Annotated in this window: 13 protein-coding genes and 1 tRNA gene; 6 read left to right on the top strand and 8 right to left on the bottom strand. The window is 61.4% G+C overall.

What is annotated here, in order from left to right; genetic code table 11:
- Nucleotides 1-43: 43 nt before the first annotated feature.
- A complete protein-coding gene (locus OKB81_RS06835; RefSeq protein WP_010672583.1) occupies nt 44-670 on the bottom strand; it encodes a lysoplasmalogenase in 627 nt (208 codons plus the stop codon).
- Between the two features lie 172 nt (nt 671-842).
- Here OKB81_RS06835 and OKB81_RS06830 point away from each other — a divergent pair, with 172 nt between their 5' ends.
- Nucleotides 843-1,001, top strand: coding sequence for a hypothetical protein (locus tag OKB81_RS06830; protein ID WP_005332188.1), 159 nt, complete (start codon nt 843-845; stop codon nt 999-1,001).
- An 88-nt stretch (nt 1,002-1,089) separates the two neighbouring features.
- Here OKB81_RS06830 and OKB81_RS06825 read toward each other — a convergent pair whose 3' ends face one another.
- From OKB81_RS06825 to OKB81_RS06800, 6 genes are all read right to left on the bottom strand, one after another.
- Entirely contained in the window at nt 1,090-3,654 is a 2,565-nt protein-coding gene (locus tag OKB81_RS06825; RefSeq protein ID WP_160838409.1) for a TRAP transporter permease, read from the bottom strand.
- Between the two features lie 87 nt (nt 3,655-3,741).
- On the bottom strand, nt 3,742-4,713 hold the full coding sequence (locus OKB81_RS06820) for a TAXI family TRAP transporter solute-binding subunit (RefSeq protein WP_045523000.1): 972 nt from the start codon (nt 4,711-4,713) through the stop codon (nt 3,742-3,744).
- A 547-nt stretch (nt 4,714-5,260) separates the two neighbouring features.
- Nucleotides 5,261-7,426 (bottom strand): S9 family peptidase, encoded by a 2,166-nt coding sequence (locus tag OKB81_RS06815; RefSeq protein WP_161646811.1) that lies wholly within the window; start codon nt 7,424-7,426, stop codon nt 5,261-5,263.
- A 288-nt stretch (nt 7,427-7,714) separates the two neighbouring features.
- Complete coding sequence (locus OKB81_RS06810; RefSeq protein WP_160838413.1) at nt 7,715-8,146, bottom strand: DUF411 domain-containing protein; 432 nt, start codon at nt 8,144-8,146, stop codon at nt 7,715-7,717.
- A 45-nt stretch (nt 8,147-8,191) separates the two neighbouring features.
- Complete coding sequence (locus OKB81_RS06805) at nt 8,192-8,515, bottom strand: hypothetical protein (RefSeq protein WP_039040397.1); 324 nt, start codon at nt 8,513-8,515, stop codon at nt 8,192-8,194.
- A 76-nt stretch (nt 8,516-8,591) separates the two neighbouring features.
- Nucleotides 8,592-9,314: an SDR family oxidoreductase gene (locus OKB81_RS06800; RefSeq protein ID WP_160838415.1), complete on the bottom strand. Its 723-nt coding sequence runs from the start codon at nt 9,312-9,314 to the stop codon at nt 8,592-8,594.
- Nucleotides 9,315-9,454: 140 nt separating this feature from the next.
- On the opposite strand from OKB81_RS06800, the gene OKB81_RS06795 reads away from it, so the two are divergent.
- From OKB81_RS06795 to OKB81_RS06775, 5 genes are all read left to right on the top strand, one after another.
- Complete coding sequence (locus tag OKB81_RS06795) at nt 9,455-10,300, top strand: LysR family transcriptional regulator (RefSeq protein ID WP_160838417.1); 846 nt, start codon at nt 9,455-9,457, stop codon at nt 10,298-10,300.
- Between the two features lie 56 nt (nt 10,301-10,356).
- Nucleotides 10,357-10,956 (top strand): NAD(P)H-dependent oxidoreductase, encoded by a 600-nt coding sequence (locus OKB81_RS06790; protein ID WP_041212184.1) that lies wholly within the window; start codon nt 10,357-10,359, stop codon nt 10,954-10,956.
- Nucleotides 10,957-11,026: 70 nt separating this feature from the next.
- The gene (locus OKB81_RS06785) at nt 11,027-12,883 is read left to right on the top strand and encodes a monovalent cation:proton antiporter-2 (CPA2) family protein (protein ID WP_010672573.1); all 1,857 of its coding nucleotides are present in this window, start codon (nt 11,027-11,029) and stop codon (nt 12,881-12,883) included.
- Nucleotides 12,880-13,266 (top strand): SirB2 family protein, encoded by a 387-nt coding sequence (locus tag OKB81_RS06780; RefSeq protein WP_039040394.1) that lies wholly within the window; start codon nt 12,880-12,882, stop codon nt 13,264-13,266. Before OKB81_RS06785 ends, OKB81_RS06780 begins: the two co-directional genes overlap by 4 nt.
- 286 nt (nt 13,267-13,552) lie before the next feature.
- Entirely contained in the window at nt 13,553-14,539 is a 987-nt protein-coding gene (locus OKB81_RS06775) for a helix-turn-helix transcriptional regulator (RefSeq protein WP_029313511.1), read from the top strand.
- Nucleotides 14,540-15,849: 1,310 nt separating this feature from the next.
- On the opposite strand, the gene OKB81_RS06770 is transcribed toward OKB81_RS06775, so the two are convergent.
- Nucleotides 15,850-15,926, bottom strand: a tRNA-Asp gene (locus OKB81_RS06770).
- Between the last annotated feature and the right edge of the window lie 169 nt (nt 15,927-16,095).

The raw sequence follows: 16,095 nt of genomic DNA, 5'->3' as shown, positions 1-16,095 counted from the left end.
GCAAAACGGGCCAGAAGGCCCGTTTTTCATGGCTGCCCGCCGGTCAGCCCGCCAGGGAGGCGGCGATCAGGAACTGGGCCGCGAAGTAGCTGCTCATGATCCAGGCCGTGGCATGGGGGAAGGGGCGGCGGAATCTGTCCAGCGCCAGCATGCTGTCGGAGAAGAGGAACATCAGCGCCCCCACCAGGGCGGCGGCGCTGCCGGCAGTGAGAGAGGCATGCCAGGCACCGGCGGCCACCCAGGCCATGGCGATGATCACCAGCATGTAGCAGAAGACGGGGATCCTCATCTCGCCGAGCTGGCCCCACAGGAGCCCGAACACCATGCCAGCCACCAGCAACAGCAGCAGGCCGTCCACCAGCTTGAGCACCAGGGGCCCCTGGGCGAAACCGACGATGTAGCAGAGGTGAGCGACAAAAAATGCCGCCAGCCCCTGGATGAAGCGATCCCGTGGCAGCATCAGCAGCACGTCCCCCGCCAGCGACAGGCAGAGACCGAGCAGGATCCAGGCGTGGGAGCCGTTGTGATCGTCGCTCTGGTAACCAAACGCCAGGGCGATGATGAACAGCATGGTCAGGGGTTTGCTGATGTAGAACTGACGGGAGTCTGAGCCGTAAGCCGCGCGGATGTGCCACCAGCCCGATGCGATGATCAAGAAACTCAATAACATGCCCTGCTCCTCACCGGCTGCTCACCCTGGGGCGGCAACCTCTTTAGTGCCCGCAAGAGTAGCAAATTCCCCCGGCCAGTGGCAGAGGCTGAAGCAGATGGCACCCTACACCTAAAGTCTAATTGCCCCCATCCCCGCCCTCGGGCATAAGAGACAGTTCTGGAGGATCACCATGGAAGACGCTATGACCAACTACCTGCCCGCTATCGACATCATGATGTGCCATCTTGGCATCAGCTTTGAACAGGCCTGCGAGCAGCTTGGCCTCAGCCCGCAGGAGCAGCAGACCCTCGACCAACTGCAAAAACAGAAGCAGACCCAGTCCAACTGATGCCCTGGACTGATGGACCGAAGCGGCCGGCATCACAGCCCAGCATAAAAAACGGCGCCCGAAGGCGCCGTTTTTTATTGGGTGATGATCAGGGTCGAGCGACCCGGCGGCGTTGCAGCCAGACCACGGCCCCGAACAGCAGGAAGCCCGGCAGCCACATCAGCTCCTTGGGCCAGCGCTCGGTGGGCGCCTTGACGCTCAGGATCTGCTGATCCATCTCCAGCCCCAGATCGGCGGCCTGGCTGCCGAAGGTGACGGTGTCGATCAGGATCTTGCCGTCCTGCTCATAGGTCTGGATCCCCAGCTTGGCCAGACGGTCCTCACCACTGACGCCCGAAGGCACCGGCAGCAGCACGGTGAAGCGGCGCAACTTGCCCACCGCATCTTCCCCTTCCATGCGCAGGCGCAGGGTGCTTTCGGCCTCCACCTGCCCTATGGTCTGGACCAGCTCGGCCGGGGCGGTGTCGCGATACGGGTCGTGCAGCAGATCCATCCAGAAGCCAGGACGGAACAGGGTGAAAGCCACCAGCAGCAGCAGCACGCTCTCGTACCAGCGGCTCTTCACCAGGAAGAAGCCCTGGGTGGCGGCAGCGAAGATCAGCATGGCGATGGTGGCCACGATGAAGATCAGTACGCCGTGGGCGAAGTCCACGTTGATGAGCAGCAGATCGGTGTTGAAGATGAACAGGAACGGCAGCGCCGCGGTACGCAGGCTATAGTAGAACGCCGTGATCCCGGTCTTGATGGGGTCGCCCTTGGAGACGGCGGCCGCGGCGAACGAGGCCAGCCCCACCGGCGGGGTCACATCCGCCATGATGCCGAAGTAGAAGACGAACAGGTGCACCGCGATGAGCGGCACTATCAGGCCGTTCTGCTGCCCCAGGGTGACGATCACCGGCGCCAGCAGGCTCGATACCACTATGTAGTTGGCGGTGGTCGGCAACCCCATGCCGAGGATCAGGCTCAGCAGCGCGGTGAGGATCAGCATGAGCAGCAGGTTACCCATGGAGAGGAACTCCACCAGATCCGCCAGTACCAGGCCGACGCCGGTCTGGGAGACGGCCCCGACGATGATACCGGCAGTGGCGGTGGCAATGCCGATGCCGATCATGTTGCGGGCACCGGCAATCAGCCCCTCGCGCAGGTCCACCACGCCATCGGTGAAGGAGCCGTAGTCATGCTTGCCGTCGGTGCGCAGCCAGTTCAGCAGTGGTCGCTGGGTCAGCAGGATGATGATGAGCATCACCGAACCCCAGAAGGCCGACAGGCCGGGGGAGAGGCGCTCCACCATCAGACACCACACCAGCACCACCACGGGCAGCAGGAAGTGCAGGCCGGAGAGCAGCACGGCGCGGGTCTCGGGCAGCTCGTCCAGCGGCTTGTCCGGGTCTTCCGCCGGCAGCGGCGCGTTGCTCGCGGCGATCTTCAGCAGTCCGAGATAGGCGACGGCCAGCAGCACGCTGATCCCCGGCAGGGCATAGTCACCCAGTACCGGCTTGAGCCAGCCCAGACCGTAGTAGACCGCCATGGAGAGGCCGCTGATGAGGGCGGCACCGAAGGCGAAGCCGGTCAGGCGACGCAGCCAGGGGCGCGGCTGACGGTTGCCGATGGGCTGCATCCCGAGCTTGAGCGCCTCGAGGTGCACGATGTAGAGCAGGGCGATGTAGGAGATGGCCGCCGGCAGGAAGGCGTGCTTGATGATCTCCACATAGGGGATGCCCACGTATTCCACCATCAGGAAGGCCGCAGCCCCCATGACCGGCGGCATGATCTGGCCGTTGACCGAAGAGGCCACTTCCACCGCGCCGGCCTTCTCCTTGGAGAAACCGACCCGTTTCATCATGGGGATGGTGAAGGTGCCCGTGGTCACCACGTTGGCGATGGAGGAGCCGGAGATGACGCCGGTCAGGGCCGAGGCGACCACAGCCGCCTTGGCCGGGCCGCCGCGCAGGTGACCCAGCAGGCTGAAGGCGAGCTGGATGAAGTAGTGGCCCGCACCGGCGCGCTCGAGCAGGGCGCCAAACAGCACGAACAGGAAGACGAAGCTGGTGGAGACCCCAAGGGCGATGCCGAACACCCCTTCGGTGGTGATCCACTGGTGGTTGGCCAGCGCATGCAGGCTCACCCCGCGGTGGGCCAGCAGGGAAGGCATCCAGGGACCGGCCAGGCTGTAGGCCAGGAAGACGATGGCGATGACCGCCAGGGCCGGGCCCAGGGCGCGGCGGGCCGCTTCCAGCAGGAGCGGGATGCCGACGCAGGCCACCGCGAAGTCCATGGTGGTCAGGTTGCCGGGACGCTGGGCAAGCTCCTGGTACATCACGAACAGATAGCTGGCGACGGCGGCACCGACGAGGCCGAGGGCGATGTCAGCAAGGGGAACCCTGTCTCGCGGCGAGCTGCGCATGGCGGGGAACACCAGGTAGGCGAGCAGGATGGCGAAGGCCAGGTGAATCGAGCGTGTTTCAGTGTCGTTGAGGACGCCGATGCCGAGGGAGAAGGGCAGCGGCGAGGCAATCCAGAGCTGGAACAGGGACCAGATCAGCGCAAGACCCGCGATGATCCAGCTCATGGGGCCGACGGGCAGCCTGGCGCCGACGTCCTGGGCGATCAGCTCCTCGGCCGAGAACGCCTCTTGTTGTTGTGTTTGCTGCATAGTGTGACTCTGTAGGTACTGCAATAAATGAGACTCGCTCCCCCGAAGGAGGAGCGAGTCCGGGGCACATCCGAAGACGCAGCCGGATTACATCCAGCCACGTTCCTTGTAGTAACGCACAGCGCCTTCATGCAGCGGAGCGGAGAGACCCACCTTGATCATGTCGGCTTCCTTCAGATCCGCGAAGGCCGGGTGCAGGCGCTTGAAACGGTCCAGGTTGTCGAACACGGACTTGACCAGCTGGTAGACCACTTCCGGGTCAGCCTTGGCGCTGGTGGAGAGCACCGCCTTGCCACCGATGGACGGAGTCGGGTTCGGGCTGCCCTTGTAGAGACCACCCGGGATCTCGGCCTTGCTGTAGTAGCTCTTCTCGGCCAGCAGCTTGTCGATTTCGGGGCCGGTGACCGGCACCAGCACGGTGTCCGTGGTGGTGGAGGCTTCCTGGATGGCGCCGTTCGGGTGGCCGACGAAGTAGCTCATGGCGTCGATGTTGTTGTCACCCAGGGCAGAGGCCTGCTCGGCGGGTTTCAGTTCGGAAACCAGGCTGAAGGCGGATTTGTCCCAGCCCTTCACGGCCATGATCTCTTCAAAGGTGTCACGCTGACCGGAACCCGGGTTGCCGATGTTGACGCGCTTGCCCTTCAGGTCGTCGAAGCTGGCTACCTTGGCGTCCTTGCGGGCCAGGATGGTGAACACTTCGCTCTGCAGGGAGAAGACGGCGCGGATGTCATCCATCGGACCTTCGGCCTTGAACGGCTCGACGCCCTTCATCGCCTTGTACTGGTGGTCGGACTGCATGATGCCGAAGTTGAATTCGCCGGAGCGGATGCCGTTGACGTTGGCAACACCGCCGCCACTGGCCGGGGCGTTGCACTTGATCTGGTGATCGGCGGCGCCGCGGTTGAGGAAGCGGCAGATGGACTGGCCCGCCACGTAGTAGACGCCGGTCTGACCGCCGGTGCCTATGGTCACGAAGCGCTCCTGCGCTTGCACCGGACCACCAAACGACACACCGACCAGAGCCGCCGACAAGGCGCACGCCAAGGATAATCCTTTCATGTTCTTCATCCTTTTCATTGATTTATTTCACCCGTTTCCCGGGAGAATATGAGACAGACCCGCATCAAGACTGGGTTCGCCTATACGACCTCGTACGAGGAAATGGTCGAGCGGCACGCGCCCTTCCAAAAGCCACCATCATCCTGCGGTGAGATAATCAGCGTCATGCCGATCGGAGGTGATCTGACCAGAAACGGGTCAGTTCAAAAGCATTAACGCTCCGATTAAGCACATAATACCAACATAAATCAAACAAAACAGCAAAATGGCGGATTTAAATAGCGAGAAGTTTGAAGCGGATCATTCATTTCTCAAGGGCAGATTAATTACATGAACTATCAAAGGGAAGCAATAAAAAGCACGCCCAGATTCTTTCGCAACCCTTGACTGGCAAGGATTAGAAACCTGGTCCGTTATATTGCGAAGTGCTTACTGAACAGCATAAACACGACGTTAATGACGCTTTTGTCGCCAAGATGCAAAAACCCCGATCCGGGGCTGCCGGAATGGGGTTTGGTAACAAGCTGATTTCATTTGGGCCCGGCCATCACGCCTTGCTGCCGGCCAGCTCCAGAATGAAGGCGAACTCCAGGGCGATGTCCTCATAGGCCTTGAAACGGCCCGACTTGCCGCCATGACCGGCCTCCATGTCGGTGCTGAGCAGCAACTGGTTGTCGTCCGTCTTCAGCTCACGCAGCTTGGCCACCCACTTGGCCGGCTCCCAGTACTGCACCTGGGAGTCGTGCAGCCCCGTGGTCACCAGCAGATTCGGGTAGGCCTGGGCCTTGACCTGATCGTAGGGGCTGTAGGCCTTCATGTAGTCGTAGTAGCGCTTCTGGTTCGGGTTACCCCACTCGTCATACTCCCCTGTGGTGAGGGGAATGGACTCGTCCAGCATGGTGGTGACCACGTCGACGAAGGGCACCTGGGCCACCACGCCGCGATAGAGCTGGGGCGCCTGGTTGATGACGGCCCCCATCAGCAGGCCGCCGGCGCTGCCTCCCATGGCATAGACCTGATCCCTGGCGCCGTAGCCTTGCGCCACCAACGCCTCGGTCACGTCGATGAAGTCGTTGAAGGTGTTCTGCTTCTTGAGCAGCTTGCCCTCTTCATACCAGGTGCGGCCCAGCTCCTCGCCACCCCGGATATGGGCGATGGCGTAGACGAAGCCCCGGTCCAGCAGGCTCAGGCGTGAGCTGCTGAAGTCCGGGTCCATGCTGGCGCCGTAGGAGCCATAGCCGTAGACCAGCAGGGGATTGGTGCCTGCACCACCCCCTGCCTTCTTGAACTTGTCCTTGCGATAGACCAGCGACACCGGCACGGCCACGCCGTCACGGGCGGTGATCCAGAGCCGCTCGCTGGCATATTGCGCAGGCACGAAGCCCGCCACCGGCTGCTGCTTGAGCAGAGTCCGCTTGCCGCTGTCCATGTCGAGCTCATAGGTGGAGGACGGCGTGGTCATGGAGGAGTAGCCATAGCGCAGGGCGCTGGTGTCCGGCTCCGGGTTGTAGGCAAGCCAGGTGACATAGGCGGGATCGTCGAAGGCGATCTCCTTCTGTTCGCCGCTCTGCCAGTTGACCTGACGCAACCGGGTCAACCCCTGGCTGCGCTCCTCCAGCACCAGCCAGTCCCTGAACAGGGCATAGCTCTCCAGCAGCACGTCCGGATTGGGGGCGATCACCGCCTTCCAGCGATCCACCGGGCTCTCCTTGGTCTCATAGAGGCCGAAGTTCTTGCCGTCCTTGTTGGAGCGCACATAGAAGCGACCGCGGTAGTGATCCAGGCTGTATTCGTGATCCACCTGACGGGGCAGGAACAGGCGTGGCGTCTGGCCCGGCACATTGGCATCAATGAGGCGCGCCTCGCTGGTGGTGGTGCTGGAGAGGGAGATGACGATGAAATCTTCCGAGGTGGTGGCGTAGAGGCTCACATAGAAGGAGTCGTCCTTCTCCTCGTAGACCAGGGTATCCTTCGCGGGATCCGTGCCCAGCTCGTGGCGATAGACCTGGTAGGGCAGCAGGGTCTTGGGGTGCTTGCGCACATAGAAGACCGTCTTGCTGTCGTTGGCCCACACCAGGTTGCCGGAGGTGTTCTCGAGGGTGTCGGCGGCCCAGGCGCCGCTCTCCAGATCGAGGAACTGGATCCTGTATTGACGGCGGGAGAGATAATCTTCCGCCACCGCCAGCCAGCGGTTGTTGCGGCTCACCTCGAGCGCCCCCAGGGCATAGAACTCGTGGCCTTCGGCGCGCTGGTTGCCATCCAGCAGCAGGGCGGGCGCCCCGTCCCCTTCCACCTTGCTGCGGGAGTAGATGGCGTACTCCTTGCCCGGCTCGTAACGGGTCTGATAGCGGTAGCCGTTCTTCACGTAGGGGACAGACTCGTCCTGCTGGGGAATGCGGGCCACCATCTCCTTGTAGAGCTGCTCGCGCAGCGGCTTGATCGGTGCAAGCATGGCCTCGGTGTAGGCATTCTCTGCCTTGAGATAGTCCAGCACCTCGGGCTTCTGCCGCTCGTCGTCACGCAGCCAGTAGTAGTTGTCGACGCGCGTGTCCCCGTGTTTTTTCAGGGTATGGGGGTGCTTGGCAGCCACCGGGGGGACAATGACAGGCTGGGTGGAAGTATCGCGTGTAGGCATGGCGGACTCTTCGTTGGCATGGGAACAGGGCGCAGCAAGCAGGCAAGCCAGCAGCAACCCCCGGGAAAAGGTGAACATGTCGCATCCTTTGCGCTGTCACAGGGCCGCCCCTCCCGCTGGTGCTGCACGCATCCAGACGGCACACCGGCAGGCAGTGGGAAAAGCGTCCCTGAGAAAATAAAAATTGGCGATCAATCTGCCCCTTGTCGCCCGGGGTTGCAAGGGCTCCCCGGACATTCCCCCCCAAATCGACGAAAAAGGGCCGCCATCTCGCGATGGCGGCCCTCCTCCCTGACCGTGAGCGACACGGGTTCGCTCAGGTGTGCCTCACATGATGGAAGTGTGTCTGCTCACGGTCAGCATCCATCAGCCGGGGTAGCTCGACCAGACTTTGGTCGCGCCCTCGTCACTGATGCTCAGCACCTGATAGGGCTGGCCCGGAATATCCATGCCCGGCGCACTCTGGGGCATCCCCGGAATGGTCAGACCGCGGATCGCCGGTTTTTCCTTGAGCAGCTTCTGCACGTCGGCAGCGGGCACATGCCCCTCCACCACATAGCCGTTCACCACCCCGGTGTGGCAGGAGGCCAGCTGCGGGGTGATGCCATGCTGCTGCTTGATCGGGTCAAGCTGCTCGGTTTCCACGACCTTGACCTCAAAGCCGTTCTCTTTCATGTGCTTGATCCAGGTCTTGCAGCAACCGCAATACTGGGACTTGTAGACGGTCATCTGCCCGGTTGCCAGAGCAGAAAAACTGACGGTACCGGCCAGCACGGCCAGTAACAGGGACTTGTACATATCTCACCTCGGTTAAGAAGAAATGCCCGGAAAGGGAAACTCGACTCAGCCGTGGTGACGGGGCGGACGCTCGAGACGCTCCAGGGGCGCCTCCGGCATGAACAGAGAGGGAGAGAGGAATGTCGGCCTGTCGGGCTCAAGCCGGGCAACCGTCAGGCTGTCGCTGGTGAGCACCGTCATGGCGAGCGCCGAGGTGAAGCTGCCGCAGGGCATGGCTTTTTCCAGGGTACGCTCGCTCTGGCTGCAATGGGGCGTCAGGGTACAGAGATCGGTGGCCGCACGGCTGCCAAACGACATCAGCACCAGCACCAGACTCCACAGGGGGAGCCAGCGGCGGGCGCGAGCGAGTTGGCGACGGGTCAGGACCATGAGACGACTCATTGACGAAAGAGGGCCTATGGTAACCCTTGGCCCAGGGGGAGGGTCAACCCCTCCCCCGTCTGCATCAGGGTTGCTGACGGGTGGCCGCCAGCACGATCTCCCGCACGCAGACGTTGGCCGGCTGGTGCCAGGCGTAGAGCACGGCGTCGGCGATCACCTCGGGTGCAATGACGCCTCCCATCTGATCCTTCCAGTCGTGATAGCCCGCCTTGATGCTCTCGTCCGTGGTGTGGCTGAGCAACTCGGTCTCCACCGCGCCCGGAGCAATGGTCACCATCCGCACGCCGACATCGGCCACCTCTTCCCGGATGTTCTCGGTCAGGGCGTGGACAGCGAACTTGGTGGCGCAGTAAGCGGCATGGTTCGGGAAGGTCTTGCGACCGGCGATGGAGCTGATGTTGATGATGGTGCCGCTGCGGCGGGCCTTCATGCCGGCCAGTACCGCATGCACGCCATTCAGAACCCCCATCACGTTGATGTTGAGCATCTGCTGCCACTCGGCTGGATCCTGCACGTCGGCCTGTCCCAGCAGCATGACGCCGGCATTGTTGACAAGACATCCCACCGGGCCGAATTGCGCCTCCGCCTGCGCCACGGCGGCCTTCATGGCGGCGGTGTCGGTGACATCGACCCCGATGCAGAGGGTATCGGGCAGGTTCAGCGCCTGCATGGGCTCGACCCGGCGGGCCAGCAACAGCAGCGGATGGCCGGCGGTGGAGAAGACGCGGGCAATGGCGGCACCGATCCCGGCGGACGCGCCGGTGATCACCACGAGGGACTTGGACATGGAGTTTTCCTTCTGATGCGTTGAAATGGGCGTCAAACAAGGGCTGGCCAGCACGGGACCCAGTCACTATAGTCGCTACATCCATCGGCGATAAATATAGTTTTCCGCTGGTTATCATCTGAATTAACTATGGTATCCCCATGCTGGACCTGAGATTGCTGCGCTTCTTCATCGCCATCTATGAAGAGAAGAACATCACGGCGGCGGCAGCCCGCTGCCACGTGAGCCAACCCTCCCTCTCCGCCGGCCTTCGCCAGCTCGAAGAGAGCCTGGGGGACAGCCTCCTCATCCGGGGCAAGAAGGGGGTGGAAGCGAAGGATCCGGCCCACTATCTCTATCCCCACGCCGTCAAGCTGGTGGAAGAGGCGCGTCGCCTGCCGACTCTGTTTCGCCAGAAGGCGACGCGTGCGAGACTCAACATGGCCATCATGCCCGACCTCAGCCGCCGTCGGCTGGCGGGATTGCTTCGGCGGGTGCAGGGGGTGCTGCCCGAGCTGGATCTCACCCTCTCCGATTACGGCACCCCGGCCGACTGCCGGCTGACCCTGGATGCCCTGCGCCGGGAGGACGAGATCTTCCTGCCGCTCTGGGAAGAGGACTATGTGCTCTGCGTCCCGGTCGACCATCCCCTTGCCAGTCGCGAGAGGATCGAGCTGGCTGAGTTGCAACACCATGATTTCATTGAGTGTCCCCCCTGCGAAGCCCATCAGCAAACCATAGGCCTGCTGGCCTGTGACCGGCTCACCCTCAATCTGGTGGCCAAGGCCGAGAGCAAGGGGCTGGTGATGGCGCTGGTGCTGGCCGGAGTGGGCATCAGCTTCCTGCCCGACGGGCTGGTGGAGGACGAAGCGGGCCTGTGCACCCTGCCCGTGAGCGGCCCCCGGATGTTCCGCCGCATCGGCCTCTGCTACCCCGCCCACCAGACCCTGAATCCGGCGCTGCGCGCACTGATCCCGGAACTGGCGGGCCAGGGAGCTTCTCGATAACGTTTCAGCTCACAGTCTGTCGCATGTGCCGGCAGCAGACCCTCTTCAGGAATCCCATGAAACGCATTCTGGTCATCTTTTCACACCCGGCGCTGCAGAGTTCCCGGGCCAACAAACAACTGCTGCACGCCATCGAGGGGCTGGAGGGGATCACCCTGCACGATCTCTGCCAGCGCTATCCGGACATGTTCATCAACGTGAAACGGGAACAGGCCCTGCTGGCGGAGCACGACATCATCGTCTTCCAGCACCCCTTCTACTGGTACTCCTGCCCGGCCATCATGAAAGAGTGGATGGACCTGGTGCTGGAGTACGGCTATGCCTACGGCCCCGAGGCCCATGCCCTCAACGGCAAGCAGTGGCTCAGCGCCATCACCACGGGGGGCGGCCCCGAATCCTACTGCCGCGCCGGCTACAACCAGCGCCCGCTGCTCGACTTCCTGCTCCCCTTCCAGCAGACCGCACAGCTGTGCGGCATGCGCTGGCTGCCCCCTTTCGTGCTGCACTCTTTCCACAAGCTCGAGGATCCCGAGGCGCTGCGCCGCTGCGGCCAGGACTATCGCCAACTGCTGTGCGCCCTGCGTGACGAACAGCTGACCCCGGCCCAGCTGGCCGAGAGCCCCTATCTGCGCGATCTGCTGGGGGTACTCCCATGACACACACTCGATCCGGGCGCAGGCCCGGCCAGCCCTCACCGGCATTCATCATGTTAAGGAGGAGCCGCTGATGGGACATGGATTGCTGTTTGATGCCCTGATCTACCTCTCGGCGGCGGTGATCGCCGTCCCGCTGGCCAAGCGGTGGGGGCTGGGCTCCGTCCTTGGCTACCTGCTGGCGGGGATCATCATAGGTCCCTTCCTGCTTGGTCTGGTGGGCGAGCAGAAAGACGTGATGCACTTCGCCGAGTTCGGGGTGGTGCTGATGCTGTTTCTGGTCGGTCTGGAGCTGCGCCCGGCCCTGTTGTGGCAACTGAAAGGGCCCATCCTCGGCACCGGTGGTCTGCAGGTACTGCTCACCAGTGTCGCCCTGACCGGGGTGGGTTATCTTTTGGGTCTGCCCTGGCAGCAGGGGCTCGCCATCGGTCTCATTCTTGCGCTCTCCTCCACCGCCATCGTGCTGCAGAGCCTGCAGGAGCGCAAACTGATGCAGAGCGAAAGCGGCCGCTCCGCTTTCGCCGTGCTGCTGTTCCAGGACATCGCCGTCATCCCCATCCTGGCGATCCTGCCGTTGCTGGCCATCGCACCGGTCGCCAGCAGCGGCAGCTCAGAGCTGGCAGGCTGGCAGCACGGCCTGCTGGTGGTGGCCGCCATCGCCGGCATCGTGCTGGGTGGTCATTACCTGATGCGGCCGGTGTTTCGCGCCATCGCCCAGTCCCACATGCGGGAGATCTTCGTCGCTGCCGCCCTGCTGCTGGTGATCGCCATCGCCGTGCTGATGGAATCCGTCGGCCTCTCCCCCGCCCTCGGCTCCTTCCTCGCCGGCGTGGTGCTGGCGGACAGCGAATACCGCCACGAGCTGGAAGCGGACATTGAGCCGTTCAAGGGGTTGCTGCTCGGCCTCTTCTTCATGTCGGTGGGTGCCGGCATCGACTTCAGCCTCTTTGCCGCCCATCCCCTGTTGATCCCGGCACTGGTGATCGGTCTGATGGTGCTCAAGTGGCTGGTGCTGATGGGGCTCGGCTTTGTCATTCGCCTCTCCCCTAACCAGCGCTGGACCTTCGCCCTGGCCCTGGCCCAAGGCGGGGAGTTCGCCTTCGTGCTGTTCTCGTTCGCCGCCCAGAACAAGGTACTGCCGGGCAGCACCATCTCACTGCTGACTCTGGTCGTCGCCCTCTCCATGGCGCTGACACCGCTGCTGCTTATCCTCAACGATCGGGTGATCCAGCCCTGGTTCGACTACCGCAACCAGAGCGACACCCCCGAACACGAACAGCCCGAGCTGGTGGAACACCCGGTCATCATCGCCGGCTTCGGTCGCTTCGGTCAGATAGTGGGGCGTCTGCTCCACGGCCATGGTATTGGCACCACCATACTCGAGCAGGATGCCAGCCAGATAGAGATGCTGAGAAAGTACGGCTACCAGGTGTTTTATGGGGATGCCAGCCGACTCGACCTGCTGCACGCGGCCGGCGCCCACAAGGCCAAACTGCTGGTGCTCTCCCTCAATGACCCGGCCACCTCCCTCGAAGTGATCGAGATGGTGAAAAAGCACTTCCCGCACCTCAGAATACTGGCCCGTGCCCAGGACAGACCCCATGCCCACGAGATCCTGCGCCACGGGATAGACAGCGTGCACCGCGAAACCCTGGGGTCGGCCGTGGATCTTGGGGTAGAAGCACTCACCCTCTTGGGATTCAGGGCCAATCAGGCCTGGCGTGCGGGGCAGATGTTCAAGCAGTATGACAATCGGCTGCTGCGGGAACAGGTCAACTACCTGGACGACGAGCACACCTATATCAACAAGAGCCTGCAATACCGCGACATCCTCTCCGACCTGCTGCAAGACGATCAGGAAGGACAGGAGCGTACCCACGCCCATCAATGGAACAGCGGTCTGCCCGACAACGACAAGGAAGCAACATGATTGCCTATTACCCCATGCTCAAACACCTTCACATGACCCTGGCCCTGGTCAGCCTGCTGCTCTTCCTCTACCGCTGGAGCCTGGCGCTGGCGGGCAGCGGGCGGCTGCAACAGAAATGGTTGAAGGTGCTGCCCCACATCAACGACACCTTCCTGCTGCTGTTTGGCGTGCTGCTGGCGGTGACCCTGCAGATGAGCCCTGGCCAGCAGCCCTGGTTGATGGCCAAGCTGATTGCCCTGGTGATCTACATCGGCCTGGGCGTCATGGCGCTCAAGCGCCCTGCCCGCGGTCAGAAGCTGGTGGCCGGAGTGGCCGCTCTCGCAGTATTCGGCTACATGGTGGGCGCAGCCATCACCAAATCAGCCTGGTCCTGGCTGGCATAACGACGTGTCGAGGTGGGGGCCCGTCCCCCACCTCCTTCCCACCTCCCCCTCCTTACTGCTTCCATTTCCTTCCTGTCACCCTGGTCGCGAGCATCCTCGCAAGGCTTGTTTTCAAGAAAAAAAGGGCTCAAACAACCCCTCTTCCTTATTGTTTTGTTTTATTTATCAATGACTTGATTATTCATGTATGAAAATGGCGACAGTTGTCGCAGCAAAACTTGCGACATAGACTGTCGCAGGCCATGGCTAGGATACACTCAACGCTAAACCAGTGAAGGCATGCACCATGAGTAAGAAGCTGTTACGACAACTGACCTTGGCGCGTTGCATCCCGCACCGCCCTTACAAGCTGACCGCCAGCCAACTCCAGGTAAAACTGGAAGAGGAAGGCATTCACGTCAGTCTCCGTACCGTGCAACGGGACCTGGAAGAGATGTCCGGCATGGGACTGTTCGACCTCACCTCCGATGAGCGCAGCAAGCCTCATGGCTGGTGCTTCGAGCGCCATGGTCTCAATGACTTTGCCAACATCATGCCGCTCTCGCTGGCAGTGGCCCTGAAAACCTGGAGCGACCAGGCGAGCCAACTGTTGCCGGCAAGCGTGCTGACCGAATTGAACCCGCTGATCGACAAGGCTGGTCAGGTGATCCGCGACAGCCAGAGCGAACTGGCCGAGCGCTGGCTGGAGAGCGTGCACCAGTCACCTCGCCCCTTCGCCGGCAATCCGGAGATCCGCCGCAGCACCCTGATCCGCGACGCCCTCTGGCGTGGCCGCAAATTCAGCGCCGAGATCCAGCGTGTCATCAAGGAGCGTACTGTCTGGCTCTGCTATGACCGAATCAATCCCCTCGGCATCCTGAACCAGCCCGATGGCCCCATCCTGCTCTGTACCCTGTCCGAGCTGGATCCCAAGGTCTACGGCATTCCGTTCGATCACATCAAGAACGTGGAGTTGACCAACTTCAGCGCGACCCAGCCGAAGGACTTCAATATCCAGAAGCTGATCCGCGACCAGGGTTATCAGGACGTCAGCGGTCCGATCCGCTTCGTCGGGCGCATCGATGCCAACTGCCCGACCCTGATCGATGGACAAATCCCGGGGCATAACCCGCGTATGACCCGTTACGACAAGCGCAGCGTGGTGGTGGAGACCGAAGTGCAGGATACGCCCGAGTTCCGCTCCTGGCTGAACAACATGAGCGGCAACCTGGAGGTGCTTGCACCCGAATCACTGCGCAAGGCCTACCCGACTCCTGGGACAAGGGTCAGCTAAAGAAACCAGCAGACAATACAAAGCCGAGATTTATCTCGGCTTTTGTCTACTTTTAAAGCATAAGTATTCAATTAATTTTGAACTCTTACACCCCTGATTGAAGCGGCTGTACCATCGTTTTCCTACCGATTTCTGCTTGTAAGAGATCTGCCATTCCTCCTGTAAGACCCCTCAGTGTTGAACCGTACGTGAAGCCATCCCGCACTGGGTATGCTTTCCACAGAAACTAACTAACGCATTGATAATAATGAACAATATCCCACACCAATCCATTTCTGCACCGCGAGTCACGGAACCCAAGCCGAATGCACACCTTGTTCGAGCCTGCAATTGCCTTAGTATGGGTCTCACAAGGACGAGCTGATTCGGCAGGATGCAGAAACAGCGCATAAACAAGGAATAGCCTGCAGGATGTGGGCAAGGAACACCTCGGGATGGGGTTGATAGCCAGGATGGTTATCACAAGGATCGACAGGACAACCGCAGGATGCGGTAGTTGGATACCTCGGGATGAGGTTGAGTGGCACGGATTGTCGCTCATCAAGGATGAAAGGACACCGCAAGACGCGGTCAGGAACAGCTTCAAGATGAAGCGTGATAGCCAGGATGGTTATCAGTCAGGATGACGCAGGAACACCACGGGATGTGGTAATGGACACCTCCAGGAAGGAGAGGGTGAAGCAATCAGGACAGATTGCCAGGCTAGGAAGGCCACAGGACACCCCAACGGATTGGGAAGGGGAATTTCCAAAGGAAAGGATAGCGTCAAGGATTGCAGGGAGCATGGCAGTTCAGGGAATGGACGAAATGACTTGAGGGGACAGCATCTGCTGTCCCCTTTTCTTTTGTGCACCCCATGCCCGCGACACAACAGAAAATGGAATCAGCCTGAGCGATCCTGCCTACATCACGCCATCTGCATCACTGATAACCTGTTTGTATACCCACCAGAGGCAGCCACAGTAGCGCTCCTTGCCTTTCCTCCGCCCTCCCTCATCTATACTCAGCGATATCCACTAGGCCCTCAGAGCGCAGCAGATCAGCCGCGGCCAACCAGCCAGAGTGCTCCTGGCGACTGATTCCAGGTAACAATGGCCACTGGCTTCTGCTCCGCCAGGCAGATTGTTGAGTCATCCCTGAACTGTCTATATGTGTGACCACGAATGAAGCGTGAATGCCATTCTATAGGGCGGAGATTGCCGTAGGGATGGGTGATAACCCAACCAAGCTACCTGCTACTGAGGATGAGAGACTGGGTAAATGTCAGGTAGCAAAAAGGCCTTCCCAATAGGGAAGGCCTTTCAATTTAGTGGCGGAGCGGACGGGACTCGAACCCGCGACCCCCGGCGTGACAGGCCGGTATTCTAACCGACTGAACTACCGCTCCGCATTCGGTTAGCTTTCGCTAAATCTTTTGCTGCTTGTTTGTGAGGTGTCATCCTCGCAGCCAGCCATGTGATTCTTCACATCACTGTTTAATTGGGTGCCTGGCAGTGTCCTACTCTCGCATGGCGAATGCCACACTACCATCGGCGCTACAGCGTTTCACTTCTGAG

This window comes from Aeromonas sp. QDB56 (genome assembly GCF_027705505.1).
GTDB classification, from domain to species: domain Bacteria; phylum Pseudomonadota; class Gammaproteobacteria; order Enterobacterales; family Aeromonadaceae; genus Aeromonas; species Aeromonas caviae.
The sequence above is the reverse complement of the archived record's forward strand: the minus strand, read 5'-3'. Positions and strand labels throughout refer to the sequence as shown.